General features: G+C 69.5%; 17 protein-coding genes and 3 pseudogenes. 9 read left to right on the forward strand and 11 right to left on the reverse strand.

Translation table 11 applies throughout. The annotated features are described in order from the left end of the window. Positions 1-79: 79 nt before the first annotated feature. Together VM306_RS34420 and VM306_RS34425 are read left to right on the forward strand one after the other, a co-directional pair. The gene (locus VM306_RS34420; RefSeq protein ID WP_325522394.1) at positions 80-1,114 is read left to right on the forward strand and encodes a sugar ABC transporter substrate-binding protein; all 1,035 of its coding nucleotides are present in this window, start codon (positions 80-82) and stop codon (positions 1,112-1,114) included. Continuing rightward, the gene (locus VM306_RS34425; RefSeq protein WP_325522396.1) at positions 1,111-3,033 is read left to right on the forward strand and encodes a bifunctional diguanylate cyclase/phosphodiesterase; all 1,923 of its coding nucleotides are present in this window, start codon (positions 1,111-1,113) and stop codon (positions 3,031-3,033) included. The genes VM306_RS34420 and VM306_RS34425 overlap by 4 nt, the downstream gene beginning before the upstream one ends. Here VM306_RS34425 and VM306_RS34430 read toward each other — a convergent pair. Then, on the reverse strand, positions 3,024-3,959 hold the full coding sequence (locus tag VM306_RS34430; protein ID WP_325522398.1) for an aminoglycoside phosphotransferase family protein: 936 nt from the start codon (positions 3,957-3,959) through the stop codon (positions 3,024-3,026). The two genes, VM306_RS34425 and VM306_RS34430, sit on opposite strands and share 10 nt — an antisense overlap. A gap of 54 nt (positions 3,960-4,013) precedes the next feature. On the opposite strand from VM306_RS34430, the gene VM306_RS34435 reads away from it, so the two are divergent. Continuing rightward, entirely contained in the window at positions 4,014-4,457 is a 444-nt protein-coding gene (locus VM306_RS34435) for an NUDIX domain-containing protein (protein ID WP_325522400.1), read from the forward strand. A 24-nt stretch (positions 4,458-4,481) separates the two neighbouring features. Here the strand turns inward: VM306_RS34435 and VM306_RS34440 are convergent, their stop codons facing one another. The 3 genes from VM306_RS34440 to VM306_RS34450 form a co-directional block, all read right to left on the reverse strand. Continuing rightward, positions 4,482-7,475 carry an amidohydrolase family protein gene (locus VM306_RS34440; RefSeq protein WP_325522402.1) on the reverse strand — a complete coding sequence of 998 codons (2,994 nt, stop codon included), beginning with the start codon at positions 7,473-7,475 and terminating at the stop codon, positions 4,482-4,484. A 139-nt stretch (positions 7,476-7,614) separates the two neighbouring features. Further along, positions 7,615-8,544, reverse strand: a complete 930-nt coding sequence (locus VM306_RS34445) for an MBL fold metallo-hydrolase (RefSeq protein WP_325522404.1) — start codon at positions 8,542-8,544, stop codon at positions 7,615-7,617. Next, entirely contained in the window at positions 8,541-8,708 is a 168-nt protein-coding gene (locus VM306_RS34450) for a hypothetical protein (protein WP_325522406.1), read from the reverse strand. Before VM306_RS34450 ends, VM306_RS34445 begins: the two co-directional genes overlap by 4 nt. A gap of 79 nt (positions 8,709-8,787) precedes the next feature. On the opposite strand from VM306_RS34450, the gene VM306_RS34455 reads away from it, so the two are divergent. Then, positions 8,788-9,645, forward strand: coding sequence for a LysR family transcriptional regulator (locus VM306_RS34455; RefSeq protein ID WP_325522408.1), 858 nt, complete (start codon positions 8,788-8,790; stop codon positions 9,643-9,645). Positions 9,646-9,689: 44 nt separating this feature from the next. Here the strand turns inward: VM306_RS34455 and VM306_RS34460 are convergent, their stop codons facing one another. After that, the gene (locus tag VM306_RS34460) at positions 9,690-10,079 is read right to left on the reverse strand and encodes a hypothetical protein (protein WP_325522409.1); all 390 of its coding nucleotides are present in this window, start codon (positions 10,077-10,079) and stop codon (positions 9,690-9,692) included. A gap of 159 nt (positions 10,080-10,238) precedes the next feature. Between VM306_RS34460 and VM306_RS34465 the strand changes: the two genes are divergently transcribed. After that, entirely contained in the window at positions 10,239-11,390 is a 1,152-nt protein-coding gene (locus VM306_RS34465) for a metallophosphoesterase (protein ID WP_325522411.1), read from the forward strand. On the opposite strand, the gene VM306_RS34470 is transcribed toward VM306_RS34465, so the two are convergent. After that, positions 11,377-11,907, reverse strand: coding sequence for a histidine phosphatase family protein (locus VM306_RS34470; RefSeq protein ID WP_325522413.1), 531 nt, complete (start codon positions 11,905-11,907; stop codon positions 11,377-11,379). The two genes, VM306_RS34465 and VM306_RS34470, sit on opposite strands and share 14 nt — an antisense overlap. Next, entirely contained in the window at positions 11,904-12,788 is an 885-nt protein-coding gene (locus VM306_RS34475; RefSeq protein WP_325522415.1) for a hypothetical protein, read from the reverse strand. The genes VM306_RS34470 and VM306_RS34475 overlap by 4 nt, the downstream gene beginning before the upstream one ends. Before the next feature lie 321 nt (positions 12,789-13,109). Here VM306_RS34475 and VM306_RS34480 point away from each other — a divergent pair, with 321 nt between their 5' ends. Beyond that, complete coding sequence (locus tag VM306_RS34480) at positions 13,110-14,279, forward strand: hypothetical protein (protein WP_325522417.1); 1,170 nt, start codon at positions 13,110-13,112, stop codon at positions 14,277-14,279. Here the strand turns inward: VM306_RS34480 and VM306_RS34485 are convergent. Both VM306_RS34485 and VM306_RS34490 read right to left on the reverse strand, forming a co-directional pair. Further along, positions 14,257-15,441, reverse strand: coding sequence for a sugar efflux transporter (locus VM306_RS34485; protein ID WP_325522419.1), 1,185 nt, complete (start codon positions 15,439-15,441; stop codon positions 14,257-14,259). The genes VM306_RS34480 and VM306_RS34485 overlap by 23 nt on opposite strands. A gap of 64 nt (positions 15,442-15,505) precedes the next feature. Next, positions 15,506-16,858, reverse strand: coding sequence for a gamma-glutamyltransferase (locus VM306_RS34490; RefSeq protein WP_325522421.1), 1,353 nt, complete (start codon positions 16,856-16,858; stop codon positions 15,506-15,508). Between the two features lie 674 nt (positions 16,859-17,532). Between VM306_RS34490 and VM306_RS34495 the strand changes: the two are divergent. Both VM306_RS34495 and VM306_RS34500 read left to right on the forward strand, forming a co-directional pair. Further along, positions 17,533-18,059, forward strand: a pseudogene (locus tag VM306_RS34495) (IS30 family transposase); the annotation flags it as partial. A 64-nt stretch (positions 18,060-18,123) separates the two neighbouring features. Further along, positions 18,124-18,336 (forward strand): annotated as a pseudogene (locus tag VM306_RS34500) (IS3 family transposase); the annotation flags it as partial. A 101-nt stretch (positions 18,337-18,437) separates the two neighbouring features. Here the strand turns inward: VM306_RS34500 and VM306_RS34505 are convergent. Continuing rightward, positions 18,438-18,599 carry a hypothetical protein gene (locus tag VM306_RS34505; RefSeq protein ID WP_325522423.1) on the reverse strand — a complete coding sequence of 54 codons (162 nt, stop codon included), beginning with the start codon at positions 18,597-18,599 and terminating at the stop codon, positions 18,438-18,440. An 899-nt stretch (positions 18,600-19,498) separates the two neighbouring features. Here VM306_RS34505 and VM306_RS34510 point away from each other — a divergent pair. Next, positions 19,499-19,783, forward strand: a pseudogene (locus tag VM306_RS34510) (transposase); the annotation flags it as partial. Between the two features lie 21 nt (positions 19,784-19,804). Here VM306_RS34510 and VM306_RS34515 read toward each other — a convergent pair. Continuing rightward, positions 19,805-21,427 carry an ISAzo13 family transposase gene (locus tag VM306_RS34515; protein ID WP_325522425.1) on the reverse strand — a complete coding sequence of 541 codons (1,623 nt, stop codon included), beginning with the start codon at positions 21,425-21,427 and terminating at the stop codon, positions 19,805-19,807. Positions 21,428-21,518: the final 91 nt, after the last annotated feature.

Here is a 21,518-nt window from a genome sequence, read left to right on the forward strand (position 1 = left end):
ATGCCGATTTGGCATCGAGCGATGTAGGCTCGGCCGCTCTGGAGATCACTCATTCCAACGGTCGAGCCCGAGGTCATCCATGCGAGCTGCGGCGCTGGTGCTGGGACTGGTGCTGGTGGCAGGCTGCGGCACCGCCGCGAAGTCGGAGGCGTTGCCGCACGTCGGGTTCGTGGTGAAGCGCACGGGCGCGTCCTTCGCGCAGGAGATGACCAGCGGGTTCCACGAGGGCGTCGGCCGCGTCGGCGGTGTCAGCGCGACGGTGACGGGACCTCCCGGGCAGGACGGGCACAGGGAAGTGGAGTTGTTCCGGAACCTGACGGTGGCCGCGAGGGACGGGATCGCCGTGGCCACGTCCGAGCCCGCGCTGATGGCGCCCTCCGTCGGTGACGCCCTGGCCCGGCACGTGCCCGTGATAGGCGTCGACATGCGGCTCACCTCGAGCTCGCGGGCGAGGTTGCACATCGGTAACGACAACCACGAGCTCGGCGAAAAGCTGGCTGACGAGCTGATGCGCCGACTGCCCCCGGACGCGACCGGGACGGTGGTGCTGGGGAACACCGCGCCGGGCCTCGGCGGGTTCGACGACCGGGCCGACGGGGTTCGGGGACGGTTCGCGGAGAAACTATCGGGAGTGCTGGTGCTGGGGCCGTTCGACACGCAGCGCGACGACGCCGCCAACCGGGACGCGTGGCGTCGGCTGGTCGCGGCGAATCCCGACGCCCTCGCGTTCGTGGGGACGGGCGACTGCGACGGGGCCAGCCTCGCCGCTCTGAAGACGGAGAAGTCGGCGAGATGGCTGGTGGGCGGCTTCGGGGTCGACCCGAGAACGTTGCAGGCGGTGAAGGACGGCGCGATGGTGGCGACGATCTCCCCCGAGCACTACCTCGAGGGCGCCGTGGCGGGCTGGCTGCTCGCCCGGCACGCGACGGGCAGGGCTGCGCTGCCGCAGGGCTGGATCGAGACGCCGGGCCTCACGGTGACCACCGCGAACCTGGACCGGGTCCTGCACCGGCAGGAGTCGGAGGAAGCGCGCAGGGAGTTCTTCCAGCACCAGATCGACAGCTTCGTCGAGGACCCGGCGAGCTGGGTGCGACCGTTGGAGCAGGCACGGTGAACTTCGGGGAGAACCGCGCCACCGCACGCGTGGCGACGGTGGGGCTGACGCTCGGGCTGCTGACCCTGGCGGGACTGGCGCTGTGGAGCAGCGTGAGCGCGCAGAACACGACCGCCCACGTCCGGCAGCTCAACGAGGCCGGCGAGCGGTGGAGCCGCGTGCTGGAGCACATCAACGTCGCCGACAACGCCCTGCACGACATCCAGGTGGCGCGCACGGAGCAGACCGTCAAGCCGCTCGAGAACTCCGTCGGCTCCGCGCGCGACGAGCTGGAGTGGCTGAACACCAGCGCCCGGCCGTCCGACGCCGCCGTGGCGGGCCGGTTGCTGCCGCTCTACGACCAGACCACCGACACCCTGCGCAGGGTGATCGCCACCGGCGACCCGCTGCAGGCCGACCAGGCCTCGCTCGCGCACTCGTCGTTGCGCCGCCAGATCTCCACGACGATAGGGGCCAACTGGCTCGACACCACCGAGTACCTGCGCGCGGCCGACGAGAAGAACGCGCAGCTGCGGATCGCCCAGATCGTGGCGTTCGTCGTGGACGGGTTCCTGGTGGCGCTGTTCGGCATGGTGCTGCTCGGGTACCGGCGCAAGATACTGCGCCAGGCGGCCAAGAACGAGCACGAGGCGCACCACGACGCCCTGACGGGCCTGGCGAACCGGTCGCTGCTCGCGCGGCGGATGGAACAGGCCGTCGCGAAGGCGCGCAAGAAGGACGAGCCGCTGGCGTTGCTGATCGTGGACCTGGACCGGTTCAAGGAGGTCAACGACTCGCTCGGCCACCACAGCGGCGACCTGCTGCTGCGCCAGGTGGCCAACCGCCTGACGTGGGCGGTGCGGGACACGGACCTGGTGGCGCGGCTGGGCGGCGACGAGTTCGCGGTGCTGCTGCCCGGCGTCGGCTCGGCCGAGAACGCGAGCATGGTGGCGGAGAAGATCCTCCAGGCCCTGGCCATGCCCGTGACGCTGGAGGGCCTGGAGCTGGAGATCGCGGCCAGCGTCGGCGTGGCGCTGTGCCCGGCGGACTCCGGCGACGGCCACGAACTGCTGCGACACGCGGACATCGCGATGTACGCGGCGAAGCGCGAGAAGGCCGGTGTGGCCGTGTACGACGCACGCCTGCACGAACGCGGCGCGGCCCACCTCACCGCCGTGACGGAACTGCGGCATGCGATCGACCGCGGCGAGCTGTTCCTGCACTACCAGCCCAAGGCCCTGGCCGACACGGGCGCGGTGTGCGGCGTCGAGGCGCTGGCTCGCTGGCAGCACCCGACGCGCGGCCTGGTGCGTCCCGACGAGTTCATCCCGGTGGCCGAGGAGAACGGCCTGATCGAGCCGCTGACCCGCTACGTGATCGACGCGGCGCTGCGCCAGTGCCGCGCCTGGTCCGACGCGGGCTGGGAGGTGCCGGTGTCGGTGAACGTGGGCGCTGCCTGCCTGCACCACACCGAGTTCCCCGGCGACGTGGCCGACCTGATCAAGCGCCACGGCCTGCCCGCGCGCCTGCTGACGCTGGAGATCACCGAGTCCGCGATCATCTCGGACCCGGACCGCGCGGTGGAGGTGCTGCGCGGCCTGACCGAGCTCGGCGTGCGGCTCTCGATCGACGACTTCGGCACCGGCTACTCGTCGATCTCCTACCTGCGCAGCATGCGGGTGCACGAGATGAAGCTCGACCGGTCGTTCGTCACGCACATGTGCACCGACGCCGGCGACTCCGCCATCGTGCACGCGCTGGTGGCCCTGGCCCGCAACTTCGGCCTGCAGGCCGTGGCGGAGGGCGTGGAGGACCAGGACACCTGGACGGCGCTGGCCGCGGCCGGGTGCGACGTGGTGCAGGGGTACTTCCTCAGCGAGCCGCTGCCCGCCGAGGAGATCGTCGCGTGGCTCGGGGACCGGGCCGCCGCTCACGCGTAGGCGTCGGTGTCCCTCCACTGGAGGATGAACGGCTGCATGAACTCGATCATGGCGGGCAGCTGGTCCGCGCACGACAGGTAGGCGAGCACCCGGATCGCGCCGACCGCGTTGACGAACCGGAGCACCTCCTTGTCGAGCGCGCGCAGGCCGTTCTTCGCGGCACCGCGGTCGTAGGCGGCTTCGAGCTCCGGCCCGAGGCCGCCGAGGTCCCACTCGACCGGTCCGCGGGTGATCAGCTCGAAGTCGGAGAACAACGGGCCGGTGGTGCTCGCGAAGATGTTCGCCGGCGGCGAGTCGCCGTGGATGGGCTGTAGATCGATGCCGGGGAACCGCTGCCGGAACGCTTCCTCGGAGCTGACCAGCGGTTCCAGGACCTCCCACTCCCGCTGGGCCCTGGCGAGGTCCTCCGGGGTGACGACGTCCTGGCCTGCCAGCCTCTCCAGGCCTTCCCGGACGAACCGCGGCTCCGCCGACGACAGGAAGTCGAGCTCGCCGGGGTAGTCACGGAGGGCCCTGTGCAGGTCGGCGGTCAGCTCGGAGTTCCGGACGTAGTCCGGCACGCTGTCCTTGTCCTCGTCGGTGAGCGGCCAGAAGGTCATCGAGAAGCCGTCGCGCTGGACCGGTTCGCGCGGCACCAGGCTGCTCGGCGGGATCACCGGCGTGCCCTGGTCGTGGAGCCACTGCGCGACGTCCAGTTCCTGCTGCTGGCGTTTGCCGAGGCTTTCGAGCGTCGTGGTGTGCGGCAGGACGGTCGGGACGCGGGCCACCACCGGTGACGGCGCGAGGTGCACCACGACGGAGAACAGCTCGTAGAGCACCCTGCCCCCGGTGATCTCCAGGCCGAGCTCGCGACCTGCCTCCACCGCCGCGTCCCGGGCGGCCCTGGTCCTGCCGGCGATGTCTTCAGGGGTCGCGAAAGCCGTCATGGCGCGATCGTGTCACGACGTCTCGCCCGCTCGCAGATCATTTACGGTGGACTGATGGCCGACCGCCACCTCATCGACGTCCACGTGCTGCTCGTCCGCGACGACGAGGTGCTGCTCTCCCGCCGCCGCGACCCGGACCCGCGCTTCGACGGCCTCTGGCACCTGCCCTCCGGCAAGCTCGACGCGGGCGAGTCGGTTGTCGCCGCCGCCGCGCGCGAGGCCCTCGAGGAGATCGGCGTGGTGATCGGGCCCGGCGACCTGCGGCACGTGCACACGTTGCACGCCAACGGAACCGGCGTGGAGCCGCGGCTCGGCCTGTTCTTCGAGGTGCGGCGCTGGACGGGGGATCCGGTCAACCGCGAGCCGGCGAAGTGCTCGGAGCTGGGGTGGTTCCGGCTCGGCGCCCTGCCGGAGGACCTGATCCCCTACCCCGCCGCCGGGCTCGCGGCCTACCTGGCCGGCACCCCGTTCGCCGCGCTCGGGTGGACGTCGCCCTAGCGCGGTGAACGGGCCGGTTCCGGCCTAGTGGTCGCAGCAGACGTGTTCGGCCCACTCGGGTTCGTGCCACCAGTGCTCGTTCTTCGCCGACGGCAACGGTTCGAGCGCGGCCGACGTGGCCAGCGCCCGCGGCTGGCCCTGGTACGGCTTGAGCAGGTCGGCTGTCGTGTGCAGCCGGCCGCCGACCATGACCTGCTGGACGTTCGCCGCGGCTGTGATGTCCTGCAACGGGTTGCCCGTCACGAACGAGATGTCCGCCGGTGCGCCCTGCTTGATCGCGCCGAGCGGCAGGCCGAGCCAGCGCGCCGGGTTGCGGGTCGCGGTGATGAGCGCTTCCCGTGGGGTGAAGCCGTACTTCACCATCGCGCGCAGGTTCATGTGCGTGGCGGTGGCCGGGGCGTCGAGCGGTGCGTCCGTGCCGCAGATGACGAGGCCGCCGCCGCGGTGGACGGCCAGGGCGAACTCCACCCAGTTCTTCAGGATGGCGAGGGAGAACGAGGCGCCGCCGGTGTTGGCCTCGGTGAGGTAGCGCTCGTACTCCCACGGTGGGAAGAGGACGCGGGTGCGTTCGTCGGTGACGAGCGACTTGTCCTCGGAGAACAGGGCGCGGTTGTGGAACAGGGTCGGCGTCATCGACATGCCGGAGGCGGTGAAGAGCGCGACCACGTCCTGGTAGGCCTTGCCCTGCCGCGTCACGGTGTGGGAGTAGCCGAGTCGGTTGGTGGCGCCGACGTGTTCCATGCCGTCCATGCCGAGGTTGGCGGCCGGGTAGAGGTAGTGGCTGGACAGCGGCACCTTCGACCGTTGCACGGCGGCGCGTTGCAGTTCGACGGGCAGGCGCACGTAGGTCTTGATCATGTCGTAGCCGAGCTCGTGCGCGCGGCGCAGCTCGAGGTCGAGCTGGGCCTTGCTGAGCGTCGGGCGCATGAAGTTGTAGTAGACGCGCGAGCCGTCGATGGCCTCACCGGTGGCGTAGAACCGCGGCCCCGTCAGGGTTCCGGCGGCGAGGGCCTCGCGGGTCTCGACCATCTGGTAGACCGGGTCGCCGGGCGAACGGACCGTCGTGATGCCGTAGGCGAGCCAGACGTTGCCCTGCCGCGCACCCCACTGGCGGCCACGCAGGTGCCAGTGGTTGTGGGCGTCGATCAGGCCGGGGATGGCGGTGGAGCCCGACAGGTCGACGTCGGGGCGTCCGCGATGAGGCCGGACCTCCTCGACACGACCGTCTTCCACGACGATGTCGACGTTGCGGCGCAGGCTTTCCGCCTCACCGTCCCAGTAGGCGCCGACGCGCACGACCTTGCGCTCGGGAGCCTGGGGCTTGCGCCAGCCGAGGTTCACGCGGATCGTAGAAGTCCTGCCGTCCAGAGTGGACTTCCGCAGCCGGCCGTTGTTCAGGTACACGAGGTCGTTGCCGTGCCAGGCCAACGAGTCGGTGACCTCCCGCGTCACCTGGCGCGGCTCGCCCTGGAAGTCGCCCTTGGCGTCGACGGCGACCACCCACGCGACGCTCTCGACGACGAACGCGACGTACCTGCCGTCCGGTGACCACACGGGACCGTCGTCACCGCGCGTCGCGATCGACCGGAACGGCATCGGCTCGGTGTACCTGAGCTCGCCGCTGATCAGGTCGACCGACAGGATCTGGCTCGTCCCCTCGCGGAACCGCCGCGAGAACGGCTTGACCGCGGCGAGCGCGACCGTGTTCCCGTCCTTCGACCAGGTCGGCCGTCCCGGCTGGAACAACGTGGGCGTGATCTGCCGGCGCCCGGCGGCGTCCGCGACCCAGACCTGCCCGTCGTGGTCCACGTAGGCGACCTTGGTGCCGTCCGGCGAGAACCGGGGCGTCGTCTGCGCACCGGGAGCCGGGGAGTACAGCGCCTCCTCGCCGGTCGCCAGGTCGCGGAGCCACAGCTGTGCGACGCCGGTGCGGTCGCTGGCGTAGATCAGCTTCGTGCCGTCGGGCGAGAAGTCGGGGTCGGTGTCGAAGTACCTGCCGTCGGTCAGCTTGGTGGTCTTGCCGTTCTTGAGCAGGTAGAGGGCATTGAGCGCGCGGAACGCGATCGTGCCGTCGCTCGAGACGACAGGGCTCGCGATGCCCTTGACAGGCCCGCCGCTGAGGTTCTTGGTGCGGTGCCGCTCGACCTTCTTGACCGGGACGGTCGCCTCGAACGGGATGTCCTTCGTGGACCCGCCGGCGCGGCTGCGGATCTTGCCGTCGGCGGTGTACAGGACGCTGTCGCCGTCCCAGACCGGCGCGAACCCGAAGACGTCCTGCCCGGTCACCACCGCCGTCGTCCCGAGCATCAGGTCGGCCTGCCCCGGCCGCATGAGCGTGTAGCTGGGCTGGTCGCCCGGTCCGAACGCGGCCCCGAAGAGCTGCGCCCCCGCGGGCGCCGTGACCAGCCGCTCGCGCCGGCCGTCCAGCGACACGACGTCCACCGTCGCCGTGCCCGTAACGTAGATGATCCGCTTGCCGTCACGCGACCACTGCGGCGCGGCGGCGTCGTCCGGCACGCCCGTGAGCTGCGTGATCTGGTTCGTGCCCAGGTCGAGCACGTGCACGCCGTAGCTCCCTGCCCGGTCGCCGACGAACGCGATCTTCGTGCCGTCCGGCGAGAACGCGGGCTCGCGGTGGTCGAACCTGCCGCTGGTGAGCTGCCGCAGCCCGCGTCCGTCGAGCCCGATCACGTACAGGTGGTAGTTGCCGTCCCGGTAGGACTGGAACGCGATCCGGCCGTCAGGCCCGAACGACGGCAGCGTGGCGTCCTGCAGCTCGTCGGTCAGCTTGCGCGCCGTGCCACCCGCGGCAGGCAGGACCCAGATCGCGGTGACGAGGTCGATGGCGAGCCACTTGCCGTCCCGCGACCGCGACACCGAGATGTTGGTGCCCTGCGTCAGCTTCACGCCCTCGCCCGGCCCCGCCTGCGCGGCGCCGGTCGTGAGCGCGGACGCGGCGGTGGCGACGGCAGCGGCCTGGCCGGTGCGGGTCAGCAGTTCGCGACGAGACAGTTCCACGGCGACACTCCCCCAGCGTTGATCCCCTAGGGACCCCACCCTGCCACCGCGCTGGAGCCGCGCATCCGCTGTTCAGGCTAATGCCCACTCGATGAGATGATCCGGTCACAGGACGTGATCCGCGTCCTCGCGTTCCGGCTCAACCGACGCGACGGTCGCTGACCACCCAGTGCGGAATCGGGTCGTAGGCGTGCACGTCGTGCGCGGGAACCACGTGCACGCGGTCTCGCAGGGCGATGATGCGCAGCAGGCCGTCCCGCACCTTCGCGGGCTGGACGTCGGCCAGCATCCGCAGCGGTCCCGGTCGTTCCGCCCTGAGCGTCACACCCTCCACCTGCCAGGTCAGATCGCCGATGAACGCGAACCGGCGGCCATCGGGCAAGGTCACGAAGACCACCACGGAGCCGTCCGTGTGGCCGCCTGCCTCGACGAGGACGACCGAACCGTCGCCGTGGACGTCGTGGCTGGCAGGGAAGCCCAGGTACGGCGGTCCGTCGAACGTGTAGCGGTGGATCTCGCGGCCGCGCGCGACGTCGCGGAACACCGCGGCGCCCTTGTCGCGCTCGACGTACCGGGCCTCCGCCTCGTTCATCCAGATCGGCACGTCGAGGTCGGCCAGGCCGCTCACGTGGTCCCAGTGGGCATGGGTGATGACCACTCCGCGCAGTCCCGCCAGGTCGTAGTCCCCGGCCCGCAACTGGTCCCTGACCGTGACGCCGAGGTGGTGCGGCGTCCGCTGGAAGGACGGCAGGGTCGCGAGGTGCGCGTCGACGTCCGAGCCGAACCCGGCGTCGATCAGCAGGTCCCCCGCCGGGTGCCGGACGAGCACGGCGGTGGCCGCGAACTTCCGCACGTCGCTGAACGATCCACCGCGGTAGGCCAGTGCCGCCCTGCTGTCGTAGGTACCGGTCGGGAGCTGGTGGATCGTCATGTCCCCAGGGGGTGACGCGCCGGGCAGCGGCCCCGTCCAGGGTTCCGGCGCCGGCAGGGGTGCGGGGCGGAACGACCGGATCGCCACGACCGAGGCGGTGACGCCCACGAGCGCGATGCCGATCCACAAGTAAGTCATGGAGTGTCGTGCCTTTCTGGGAAGCGGTGGATTTCCTCGGCGGCCACGGACGTGCGCGCCTGGCCCACCCGGTCCACGAACGCGGCGCGCAGTTCCCCCGTGCCGACGCCGAAGGTCTCGGCTTGGACAGCGGTACCGCGCTCGGTGTACTGGTCGTGGATCACGCTTCGATTCGACCCGCACCACGCGCCGCGGTCCAATACTCGATCGGAACCGGCGATACCTCCACGGTATGGTCGCGAAGTGGACCTGCGTTCTCTCGGCTACTTCGTCGTGGTGGCGGAAGAGCTGAACGTCGGCAGGGCGGCGGTGCGGCTGCACATGTCCCAGCCTCCGTTGAGCAGGGCGATCCACCAGCTGGAGAGAGAACTGGGCGTCGAGCTGTTCACGCGTTCCACCCGCGGGATGGCGCTCACCGGTGCCGGCCGCACGCTGCTGCCGGAGGCACGCGAGCTGATCGCGCGAGTCGATTCCCTGCCGTCGCTCGTCTCGGAGGCGGCCGAGGCGCGCACGATCGTCATCGGAACGCTGGCCGACAGCGTCGACCGTGCGGGCAGCGGGCTGATCGACGCGTTCCGCGCCCGGTACCCCGGCGTCGGGATCCGCATCGCCGAGAGCGATCTGACCGACCCCACGGCAGGTGTCGGCCGCGGCGTCGTCGACGTCGCCCTCACGCGCGGCCCGTTCGCCGCGGCGGGAGTCGTGACCGCCGAGATCCGCCGCGACCCGGTCGGTGTCGTCATGCGGGAGACCGATCCGCTCGCGTCCAGGGAACGGATCGGTCTGGAGGAGCTGCGGGATCGCCGCTGGTTCCGCCTGCCCGACACCGCGGACCCGCTCTGGGCGGACTACTGGTCAGCGGGCAGGGGCCCCGAGCACGGGACGGACACGGTCGTGCGGACCGTGCGCGAGTGCATCCAGGCCGTGCTGTGGTCCGACTCCGTCGGCCTCGCTCCCCTGACGATCAGCGACGCACCGGGCATCGTCGTGGTCCCGGTGGACGGCGTCGCGCCCAGCGCGCTGGTCGTCGCGTGGCGGCAGCGCGACCGAAGGCCGCTGGTGCGCGGTTTCGTCGATGTCGTGATGACCAGCGCGCGGTAGTGGGCAGGCCGGCGCCGGTGCGGTCGTCATGCCCGCGCGCTTGGTCAAAGAGCGAGAGCACCCTCGATGCGGGCCACCATCGCGTCTTCGGCGTCCACCACGACACCGTCCGCCTCCGCCACCTCCCGGCAGATCGCCAGCACGCCACGCGGGAAGTCCGCCGCGTCCTCCGGCGACTTGGCGGAGAGGATCTTCATCGACGACCGCAGCGCCTCCAGGATGACCGGCTCGATCTCCTCGTCGGTACCGGCGGGCACCGACGGGCGGGCCGCCCCGAGGACGATGCGCAGGTCCGGCGACAGGTTCGCGAGGGCGCGCAGGCCCGCGAACCGCTCCTCCAGCACGGGACCGGGGTCGGCGTGGGATACCAGCAGCATGGCGCCGTACACGGCAGTGCGCAGCGTGCGGCTCTCCTCGTCGGTGTAGAAGATCATGTCGCTCACTCTGGGTCGTCGGATTCTCGAAAGTACTGATAGGAGGACTCCCGGCCGCCACCGCGGTTGCGTCCCCGCCTTGTGATGGACGTCTAGCGAACAAACCGCGGCCCTCGTGCGTTGAGGTTGTTTGAGCCGACCGCGCAGGAGGATGCACAGATGACGACCACCGCTACCCGGCCCCGCATCACGGTACGGCGGGTGGTGTTCACGCTCGTCCTCCTCACCGTGACGACGCTGTTGTTCTGGGTGCCGTTCGAGGGCCTGTTCGCCGCGAGCGCGGAGTGGCCGGACCCGGTGCGGCCGATCGCCGCGGTCGTGTTCGCCGGTGCCGCCATCGCGATGATCGTGCTGTTCACGCAGCGCGGCAGCGACAGGGCCGCGCGGATCTCCCAGTTCCTGCTCGGCTTCGTGTGGATCGCGTTCGTCTGGACGCTGATCGCGGACCTCGTCCGGCTCGGGCTCGCGCTCGGAGGGGTGGAGAACCCGTTCCGCTCGCGGTTCGTCGCGGTCCTGCTGGCCGTGCTGATCGTGGCGATCACCGCCTACGGCGTGTTCGAGGCCATGCGGGTTCCGCGGATCAAGCGCCAGGACGTCACCATCCCGCGTCTCGACCCCGCGTTCGACGGGCTGACGGTCGCCGTCATCACCGACACCCACTACGGCGCCATCAACCGCGCCAAGTGGTCGCGCGGCATGGTCGACGCGGTCAACGAGCTGAACGCCGACGTCGCCGTGCACGTCGGTGACATCGCGGACGGCACCGCGCAGCAGCGCCTGGAGCAGGCCACGCCGCTCGGTGACGTCACCACGGAGCACCGCTTCTACATCACCGGCAACCACGAGTACTACTCCAACGCGCAGGGCTGGATCGACCTCATGACCCGGCTGGGCTGGAAGGCGCTGCACAACGAGCACGTGACGCTCGAACGCGGCGACGCCCGCCTGGTGTTCGCGGGCATCGACGACATCACGGCCGACCACTCCGGCGAGCCCGGCCACTCCGCCGACCTGGCGCGCGCCCTCACCGGAGCGCCCGACGCACCGGTCGTCCTGCTCGCCCACCAGCCCTCGGAGATCAAGAAGGCCGTCGAGGCGGGCGTGGACCTGCAGCTCTCCGGGCACACGCACGGCGGGCAGATCTGGCCGTTCCACTACCTCGTGCGGCTGCAGCAGCCGGTCGTGGCCGGGCTGAGCAGGCACAGCGACCGCACGCAGCTCTACACGAGCCGTGGTTCCGGCTTCTGGGGCCCGCCGATGCGCGTCTTCGCGCCCAGCGAGATCACGCTGCTGACGCTCAGGTCCCGCTGAGGTGCCCGCTGTCGTTGAACCTGACCAGGCGGGGTGACTCGCCGGTCGTGTAGCGGATGACCGTGAGGGCCGCGGTGTCGTGGTTCAGCGTCAGCCACCGCTCCGGCGGGGCGTCCAGCGCGTCGCGCACGAGCCAGCCGATCAGGAACGAGTGGGTCACCACCAGCACCGGGCCGTCGCCGGGGCGCGCGAACCGCGTCTCGGCCTCGTGCGCCAGTGCGGGCCCGCGGGTGCGTTCCGACTCCGGGAACCGGTCGAAGAACTCGTCGTGGCCGGGGACGAAGTGCGGCACGTAGTCGCCGGCGGCGGGCTCGACCCGGCAGGGCACCCGCAGCACCGCCGCGATGATCGACGCCGTTTCCGCGGCCCTGGGCAGCGGACCGTGGTGCACGGCCGCGAAACCCGTGCCCCGCAACCGTTCCGCCACGGCCTCGGCCTGCTTGTGGCCACGCGCGGTCAGCCGGGACCCGTCCTTGGTCGCCTCGCCGTGCCGGACCAGATGAAGATCTCTCGTCACGCCGTGCAGTCTGCCTTGACGGCACTCGCGGCGTGATGGGCGTGGGTGGGTCCGGAGCCGTTCCAGTCCTGACCTCGGGTGAGCAGCTGCACGGTCAGGTTTCCGCTGGCCTTGAACTTCCCCGCGCGGACCCACTGGCCGCGCTTGTCGACCTGCTTGATCGCGAACGACGCCATCGGGGTGCCGCCGACGCCGTTGCGGTCGAACACGGAGTACACGGTCGGGTTACCCCCGACCTCCTCGACGCCGCCGTTCGGGATGAACACCGACAGCTCGCACGAGCCGGACACGGCGAACGTCCACTGGGCGTAGGCGGAGGAGTCGTCGCGGCGGGCGTCGCCGGACATCGGGATCGACACGAACGTCGAGCCGCACTTGCCGTCGCCGTGGTCGACCCAGCCCTTCTTGCCGTCGCGGTAGGAGCCGACGTGGGTGTAGCCGCCGCAGCCGGGACCGGTCGTGAACGACTTGGCGCCGCCGGGTGCCCTGCCGGTGTCACCGCCGGGTGGTGGCATGACGGCCTGCGTCGACGTCAGGCCGGGCGCGGCGGACGGGTCCGTGTCGACCGGCAGGTCCTCCTGCGGGGTGATGAGACCGGGAACGTAGCTGTGCGAGGGCTGCGCGAGGTCCGTGTCGCCGGCGCCGGAGCCGCCGTTGAACGTCGCGATCGCGATCCCGCCGAGGACCAGCAGCGCGACGATGGCGGCGATCGAGGCGGCACGCGGCTTGAGCGGGGTGCCCGGCGGCGTCTCCTCCCGCGCCTTGGCCTCACCGGCAGCCGCCCAGCGCGCACGACCCCGGGCCCTGGCGGCCTCCATCAGGGCCGGGTCGGGCTTGAAGAGGCGCTCGGTGGGGCGGTCGTCGGAGAACTCGGTCGGCACGGAGCGCAGTGTGCCAGGGGCATGAGGTCACCCGAACGCGTGGTTCTTTCACGAACGGGTCATGTAGTGGCACCCCACCACGCCGCGCGCACCCTGCTACGCCGTTTCGTCCACGTTCCGTGACGACGACCGGACCAGCAGAACATCGGCAACTGAGGCAGGCGACCCCCGCACCTGCGCACTCAGGCCGTGAGAGCGCGCACACCGGATCTTGCCGCGACCCTGCCGGTCACAGTCGCGACACACCTGCGAAACACCTCGATCTCATGGCATTCCACCAGGCCCTTTGCCCGCCGGGACATCCGGTTTAGGGTGCCCGCCATGTCAGGTAGACAGGTAGTCGTGCTGCTCGCCGCCCTCGTGGCCGGCTGCGGCACGACGATCCAGGGTTCCCCCGTCGCCGCCCCGTCGTTACCCACGTCGTCGCCATCGCAGACCGTCACCGTGGTGACACCGTCGTCGAGCACCGGCAGCGCGGCGCCCCCGGTCTCCGCCGCTCCTCCCCCGCCGCCTCCCGCCGCGAAGTTCGGCAACCCGAACGGCACCGCCCCCGTGCCACCGGAGGCCGCCGCGGAGGACACCTCCCAGCCCACCCGCGTGATCGGCACCGGCACGCCCGCGTCCTGCACGTCGCAGGCCGTGGTCGACGCGGTCGCCGCCGGCGGGGTCATCACGTTCGACTGCGGACCCACCCCGCTCACCATCCCGATGGCCGCGACCGCGAAGGTCCGCACCAGCTCGGGCGCCAAGGTCGTCCTCGACGGCGGCGGCCGGATCACGTTGAGCGGCCAGGGGCAGCGCCGCGTGCTCTACCAGAACACCTGCGACAAGGCGCTGGGCATCACGACCTCGCACTGCCAGGACCAGGACGCGCCGAAGCTCGTCGTCCAGAACATCACCCTCGCCGACGGCAACTCGACGGGCGACGCGACCGAGGGCGGTGGCGGCGGAGCGCTGTTCGTGCGCGGCGGCCGGCTCAAGGTCGTGAACTCCCGCTTCGCCGGCAACAGGTGCGACGCCGTGGGCCCAGACCTCGGCGGTGCGGCGATCCGCGTGCTCGACCAGTTCCGCGACGGCCCGGTCCACGTCACCGGCAGCACGTTCGAGGGCGGTGTGTGCGCCAACGGCGGTGCGCTGAGCAGCATCGGCACGTCGTGGGTGGTGCTCAACAGCCTGATGAGGGGCAACAGGGCCATCGGCCGCGGCGCCAACCCGGCGCGCGCGGGCACGCCGGGCGGCGGCAGCGGTGGCGCGATCTACAACGACGGCAACACGTTCACGCTGCGGGTCGCGGGGTCGTTGATCGAGGACAACCAGGCCGCGGAGGGCGGCGGCGCGGTGTTCTTCGTCAGCAACGACAACTCGGGCTCGATGTCGGTGGAGGGCTCCACGCTGCGCCGCAACCCCAGCCTCGGCTTCGAGACCATCAAGGGGATCTTCTACCTCGGCGCGGGCGCCAAGCCGAAGGTCACCGCCTCGACGATCCAGTGATCCTGCCCGCCACCAGCAGCAAGGCGAGACCGCACACGCACATCGCGAAGCTGAAGCCGTAGATCCAGCGGAAACCCAGCCCCTGGGAGACGCCGAGCAACGCGCCCGCGACCATGCTGCCGACGATCTGGGTGTTGCTGAACATCGTCGTGGCGTGGCCGGGGCGTCCGGGGTCGAGGCTCTGGAAGTACGTGATGCCCACACCCATGACCAACGAGATGACGGTGGCGTGCAGCAGCTGCGCGGCCATCACCTGCCAGACGGCGTCGGTGAACAGCATCAGGCCGTGGTAGCTCAACGAGATCACCGCGCCGATGAGCACGAGCCTGTGCTGGGACATCCGGTTCGCCAGCGACCCGAACCACAGCATCATCGGGATCTCCAGCGCCGCGCACAGGCCCATCGTGAGCCCGGCGTCCCCCGCGGTGCCCCCGAGGTTGGTCGTGATGAACAGCGGCAGGCCGCTCACCGCGAGCGCGACCGACCCCTGCATGAAGGTGAAGGCGGCGGAGACGGCGACCATGGTGCCGCGCACCGGCCCGGCCGCTTCCTCCTCGTCGGTTTCCTCCTCCACCGGTTCCGCGACGGGCACGGGCAGCAGGAGGGCGAGCACCGCGACGCCGGCGCTGAGGACCGCGGTCGCGCCGAAGAGACCCACCCAGCCCGTCTTGGCGACGAGCAGCGCGGCCACGGGCGGTCCGGCGACCCAGGCGACGGACAGCAGCGTGCGCAGGACGCTGACGACCATCGACGGACCGCGCGAGACCTGACGGCCGTATGCGAAGAGCTGCGGCAGCAACGACGACGTGACCGCGATGAACACCACGGACGCGCCGAGCAGGAACCAGTAGTCGCGCAGCACGGCGAACAGGCCGTAGCCGATCGCGCCGGCGACACCTCCCGCCGCGAGCATGTACCGGCGCTGCACCCGCCCGTCCGAGAGCTTGCCCATGACCGTGCTGGCGACGACCGACGCCAGCGGGCTCGCGATCAGGAAGAAGCCGAGCTGGAACGGCGTCACGCCGATCTCGCTCGTCAGGAACAGCGAGTTGAACGGCAACGCGAACGCCATCGACATGCCGGACACGACGCTGATGACGGAGAGTTGGAGGAAAGTACGGGACAGGAGCGGCGAGGATGTTTTCTCGCTGAGTGCCGTCACCCGTTCATCGTCCGTGGTGATCCACGAATCAGGAAACCGGATATCCCATTATGCGGGCACCATCTCACACAATGACGACCGCACCGTCGCGACGGTGATCTGCACCACCCCTGATCAGGCCGGATCCGGTCATTTCGACCAGTTGACAACCACCGAAGAACATGTTCGGCGCGCGAAAGCGCGTGACCGGCAATTCAGTTTCCGGTCGAATTCCCGGTTCGACGTGGAGGCGGTCCGCACCGGGGTGCAGCCGGGGCGCGTCGACGGCCTGCTGGGCGGGCATCCCGCGGTCGAGGACGTTCACGAGCACCTGCAGGATCGCGCCGCAGATCCGGCTGGAGCCCGCGCTGCCGAGCACCAGTTCCGCGCCGCCGTCGCGGGTGACCACGGTCGGGGCCATCATCGACGGCAGCCGGTCGCCGGGCAGGTGGCGGAAGAACCCGTCGGGCGACAGGTCCTCCTCCCCCATCATGTTGTTCAGGTGCACGCCGGCGATCGAGATCCCCGAGCCCGCGCCGTTCGTGGTGGTGACGGAACACGCGGTGCCGTCGGCGTCGAGCACCGAGATGTGCGTGGTGGAGCCGAGCCGGTTCAGGTGCCTCTTCGGGGTCGCCATCGCGCGGACGAGGTCCTGCTGCGACGGGTTGTCCGGTAAGGCTTCCAGCATCTGTGTGAGCAATGCACCACCCATCGCGGGTGGTGGGTTCGTGCGCACGTCACGGCCGCGATGCCGCGCGTGCAGCGGTTCGCGTTGGGCCACTTCGTACGCCAGGAGGTCGGTGCGGGTGAGGTCACCGCCGTGCAGGCTGATCTCGTCGACGATCGCGGCCGCGATGTCGCCCGTGTAGAACGGGTCCGCGCCCTCGTGGCCCAGCCGGTCGAGCGCCTCGGCGACCTCGTGCTGCACGAGGAGGTCGCCTTCCTCCAGGGCGTTGAGGCCGATGCTGTGCGCGAGCGGTAACAGCAGCGAGGTGACGTAGGCCTGATATCTGTTGACGCGGTGGCCTTCACGGGCGTACGTCGCGGCGGTGGCCACGAGGTCCTCGAGTGGCGCACGGCCGTAGGTGGCGGCTTTCACCGCTCCGGCGGGCAGCCCGAACGCGGCGACGGAGGACGGTCCGACGTGGAACTCCTGGTCCGCGTCACCGAAGTGGACCGTGATGGGGTCGAGCGGAGCCCGTTCCCCTACCTTCTCCCGCCCCGGCGCCTCGGCGGAGAAGTCCAGCAGCACCGGCGTGCCGCCGGCCGGGGCGATCATCATGTACCCGGCGGCGCCGAGCCCGGTCAGCAACGGCTCGGTGACGCACGAGGCCAGCATCGCCGCGACGGCCGCGTCCACGGCGTTCCCTCCCGCGCGCAGCATCGCCGCGCCCGCCTCGGCGGTGAGCGGATGACCCGCCGCGATGGCTCCTCGCACCGTCGACCTCCCCGCGCAGAAGGCTGACAACGGTAACCCCAGCGGCCCTCACCCGTCCTGTCGCCCCGCCGAGGGTTGAGAGGCCGGGCAAAACGGGTATTCCACCACGCAAACCCGGGACTGATCCCGTATTCATCTGAATACAGGAAGTCATGTTCGGCAGGCTAGCAGTAACAGCGAGCTACGCCATCGCACGGGATGTGTCACGCGCCGAGGTCCATCTCACCCATCCATCGCCAGGGACAGCCTCGCTGCATATGCGGAGATGCCCTCGGCTTGGTCTTCTGACTGACGACCTGACTCGCAACCACGCCGAAGGGTGCGGGGTGGGAGTGTCTGCAACCCGGACAACACGTGCGATGCGACGGAGCGTCTCGCGGTCGGGACGGGCGTCTCGCTCCGGCACCGACTCAGCGGCTTGCGGGTCGGGGTCGTGGTCAGCCGGGATGAGTCGCGGCATCAGGAACGCCACGTCGACCCACGCCGCGCCTGAGGAACAAACGTCCGCCCGGCGGGGCCTACGCCTGATCGGCGATCTCGCGCAGCCGCGGGACCCCGCAGGTCGGCGACGTCGTGGTCCTATTCGTCGGCCAGCGCGACAACGGCGCCACGGGTCCGGTTGAGCTCTGGTTGCCACCTGGCGGCAGGCCGCGTGCGGGAAGAGGACACGTAAGGAAGGCGACGTGATCATTGGCACCGGCCGGTCGGCGATCGGCACGATCGTCGAACGCAAGAGCCGCTCGACGCTGCTGGTGCATTTGCCCCGGCTGGAGGGTTGGGGTGAGAACCCGCCCGTCAAGAACGGTCCCGCGTTGGGCGGCTATGGCGCCGTCGCGATGAACGCCGCGCTCATCGCGTCGATGACCACGCTTCCCGACAGCTCCGCAAGACGCTCACATGGGACCGCGGCAAAGAACTCTCCGCACACGCCCAGTTCGCGCTCGAGACGGGCACGAAGGTGTTCTTCGCCGACCCCCACTCGCCCTGGCAGCGGCCGACGAACGAGAAAACCAACGGGCTGCTGCGCCAGTACTTCCCGAAAGGCACGGATCTCTCCTGCTGGTCCCCCGAGGACCTCGAAGCCGTCGCTCTCGCGCTCAACAACCGACCCCGAAAGAGCCTCGGCTGGAAGACTCCAGCCGAGGTTTTCGAGCAACAGCTACGCTCGCTCCAACACCCCGGTGTTGCAACGACCGGTTGAGTTCAAGCAATTTCTTTCCATGAAATTCGTCCGCGCACTCGCACGTGAGGCCTGACCGGCAGGCGACAACGCGGCCATGGAAAACTTCTTCTTCGCGTTGCTGCAGAACAATGTTCTAGACGGGCGTACCTGGTTCACTCGTGAGGAATTGCGGACCACGATCGCGACCTGGATTGAGCGCACGTACCACCGCCGCAGGTGCCAGGTTGCTCTCGGCAGGTTGACCCCTATCGAATACGAAGTGATCATGGCCGCGCCAGCCAGTCAGGCTGCCTGACTATCACTGTCAACCACTCGTGCAGCAGACGCCCCAGCACACTGCGAGCACTGACTGTGAGTGGCTGTGCATAATTCACACAGCCACTCACAGATATTCATCTAGGGCATGAAGTAACTGTACCTCTGCGTGGTGGCGCCTTCGTCCTGGAGCGACGGGGCGGCCTGCGCGGCGGGCGCCAGGACAACAGCGCCCACCAAGATCAGCGCAGATGCAATCATGACCGATCCCGTGAATTTCGATTGCAAACGAGCGGTGAACATGGTGATCTCCCTTGCTCTTCTCGGCCTCAATCGGCGGATACCGCGAGATTGATCACCCTGTCACTAGGTTGAGCCCCCGTCAACGATCCATCCATTGACAGGGACTCCAGGGCCAATTATATCAGCACGTTTGGCCAATTCGGCGGGTTCCTGTTTTCTTCGTCGAAGAAGTGATGTATACGCCTGGTCAGACAGGGAGGTCGAAGTTCTGGTGGCCGGTTCACGAGATTTCGTCGGGAGTTGACCAGCCGCCTCGACCTGCTCAGCCTTGCTCTCAACGTTGCCAAGACCCGCCGATACTTCGCCCAATGCGGACATCACCCCGCCGCCTTCAGAACACTCGCCTGGATCTTGACACAGGGCACCGACAGGCTCGGTTCGCGCGTGGCGCACCTTAGCCAGTGGCGCCACCGGGCCAGACTCGCCGGTGGTGTCGAAGGCGCCCGCTCGAAGACCAGACCATTGAGCGCGCTGTCACCGCGTTCGAGACAGCCGGCACCGTCCGCGCCAAAGCGGCGGCGAGCATCATTGCGGCCTTCGACGCCGAAGTCGTTTTCGAAGGCGCCCCTGTGCACGACTGGCAAGCAGCACGAGCAGGCCTACGGGAATCCGCAGAGCTCACGGAACTGTTCACCAAGGTCGGGCAACTATGCGTGTTCAAGGCCACCGACGCGCTGGCGTGATCGCTACTGGACGTCCGGGACGGAAGCCGCGCGTACACCGGTGCGGCTGCGACGGTACAGCTGGTACTGGCTAACGAAACACTCGAAGCGTCCCGGCAGGACGTCGCACCGGTGAGATTGATGAGCAAGCTCAAGTCGAAGGGCAAGGAGCTCGACGGGGTGATCATCGCCGAGGGCCAATACGGCGCACACCTGCTCTACACCACATACGACAGCAAGCCACGCCGCCGGCCCCGGCGGCTCTATGCCGATCGCGGCTACGACCACGACAAGTACCGGCGCCTGGTCCGTGCCCGTGGGATCACACCCGTCATCGCCCGCCGCGGCGTCGGACACGGCTCCGGCCTGGGTACGGTTCGCTGGCCGGTCGAGCGCACCTTCGCCTGGTTCAAGGGCTTCCGGCGACTCCGCCTCCGCACCGAACGACGAGCCGACGTCCATCAAGCCATGCTCAGCCTCGCCTGCTCGATCATCTGCCTGCGCAAACTCATTCTGAACTGATCACTCAGGGCCTGCAGATAATTAACTCGCCGTTTTGATCGTGCTGAGGAGCTGGGTCAGGGGAACGGGCAGGCTGGCGGGTTGAATCACGGTGCCGTGCTGCTCGAGGAGTTGGCGGGTGTGGCTGATCGCGCGGCGGATTGTGCTGCGGCTGCTGCTGAACAACACGGCCAGTGTGTCTGCGGGCAGGGATAGTCGCAGGTGCAGGATGGTGGCCAGGATCTGGTCGGGAAAGGTCAGCAGCGGGGGCCGGCCTGAACGTGGCGCGTGTTGGTGATGTCGTTGTTTGGCACGGTGTTGTTGTCGTAGCTCGTCGAGTGCCGTGGTCACGGTGTCCAGTTCAGGGCGGAGCATTCCGGTCAACGCGGGGTCGGACAGGGTGGTGATGTCGCAGTCGGTGGGCGCGGGCGGGCCGGACTCGGTGGTGTGGCGGCTGGTGTCGGGGTGCAGGGTGTAGTTCCAGTCGCCGTGCCAGTCGTGGGGGACGATCGGCAGACTCGCCATCTGCTGATCGCTGATGGTGGTGCCGAGGGGATAGGTGCAGGGGTCGAGTTCGGAGTGGACTGTCAGCCCGGTGCGGGTGGTGGTGGCGGCGATGGTCTGCAGGACGACTTCGTGACTGGTCAAGGGCCGGCCGCGCCAGTTGAGGGTGATGTGGGAGAACAGCCGGTGCTCGACCTTGTTCCATTTGGAGGTGCCGGGCGGGAAGTGGCAGACGGTGATGGCCAGGCCGGTCTGCGCGGCCAGGGCAGCGAGCTCGGTTTCCCAGGCGCGGGTGCGGTAACCGTTGGAGCCACCGGCGTCGGCGGTGATCAGCAGCCGGGTCGCGTGCGGGTAGGTCCGGTGCCCGGCCGCGTTCCACCAGCGGCGGATGGATTCCACCGCGAACGCGGCGGTGTCGTGGTCGGTGCCGACGTTGACCCAGCCGGTGTTCGCCGCCAGGTCGTAGATCCCGTAGGGCACGACCTTGCCCAGGGTCTTGTCCGGGAAGTCGTGGGTGCTGACCTCGACCGGCTGTCCGGCGGGGCGCCACTCCCGGCCGGCGTTGCGGAACTCGCCCACGAGTTCCTTCTTCTCGGTGTCCACGCTGACCACCGGCTGCTCGCCGGTCTGATGGTCTTTGACTTGCTCGTTGAGGTAGCGGAACTGGGCGTCCCGGTCCGGGTTCTGCTTGCCTTCCAGGGTCTTGGCGTTGCCCTGCAGGCTGAAACCTTCCTGCCGCAACAGGTTCGCGACTGTGTCAGCGCCGACCTTGTGACCCCCGGCGGTGAGCGTGTCGGCGAGGTTGCGGGTCGACTTCGTCGTCCACCGCAACGGCGACATCGGGTCGCCCCGCTCATTTGGTTCCACCAGAGCCAGCAACGCCGGTAGCAGCCCTGGGTCCGCCTCCGTCACCGGCTTGCGGCCCGCGCCCGGCCGACGCACCCGTCCCGATGGTTTCTCGCCGGAGTCCAGCTCGTCCACCCCGTCGGTCACCGTCTGCCTGCTGACTCCTGCCGCGCGAGCCACCGCCGCGATGCCGCCATGGCCCAGCGACCGTGCTTCCGAGGCGAGATACAGCCGCTGCTGTCGTTCATCCAGATGCGGAAGCAAGACCGCGAACTTCGCGGCCAGCGATTCCACTACGTCCACAGCAACGGCCATACCACCATCATGACCAGCCCCGAGTCATACGTTCAGTTTATTTATCGGCGCACCCTTAGACCGCATCTCATTTGGGGTTGTTATAGGTCGG

It is taken from the genome of Lentzea sp., from assembly GCF_035525475.1.
Lineage (GTDB): Bacteria > Actinomycetota > Actinomycetes > Mycobacteriales > Pseudonocardiaceae > Lentzea.

Coding starts and splice junctions, on each gene's coding strand:
- VM306_RS34420 (WP_325522394.1), top strand. CDS start 80: ATGCGAGCTGCGGCGCTGGTGCTGGGACTGGTGCTGGTGGCAGGCTGC.
- VM306_RS34430 (WP_325522398.1), bottom strand. CDS start 3,959: ATGACGGCTTTCGCGACCCCTGAAGACATCGCCGGCAGGACCAGGGCC.
- VM306_RS34435 (WP_325522400.1), top strand. CDS start 4,014: ATGGCCGACCGCCACCTCATCGACGTCCACGTGCTGCTCGTCCGCGAC.
- VM306_RS34445 (WP_325522404.1), bottom strand. CDS start 8,544: ATGACTTACTTGTGGATCGGCATCGCGCTCGTGGGCGTCACCGCCTCG.
- VM306_RS34460 (WP_325522409.1), bottom strand. CDS start 10,079: ATGATCTTCTACACCGACGAGGAGAGCCGCACGCTGCGCACTGCCGTG.
- VM306_RS34465 (WP_325522411.1), top strand. CDS start 10,239: ATGACGACCACCGCTACCCGGCCCCGCATCACGGTACGGCGGGTGGTG.
- VM306_RS34480 (WP_325522417.1), top strand. CDS start 13,110: ATGTCAGGTAGACAGGTAGTCGTGCTGCTCGCCGCCCTCGTGGCCGGC.
- VM306_RS34505 (WP_325522423.1), bottom strand. CDS start 18,599: ATGTTCACCGCTCGTTTGCAATCGAAATTCACGGGATCGGTCATGATT.
- VM306_RS34515 (WP_325522425.1), bottom strand. CDS start 21,427: ATGGCCGTTGCTGTGGACGTAGTGGAATCGCTGGCCGCGAAGTTCGCG.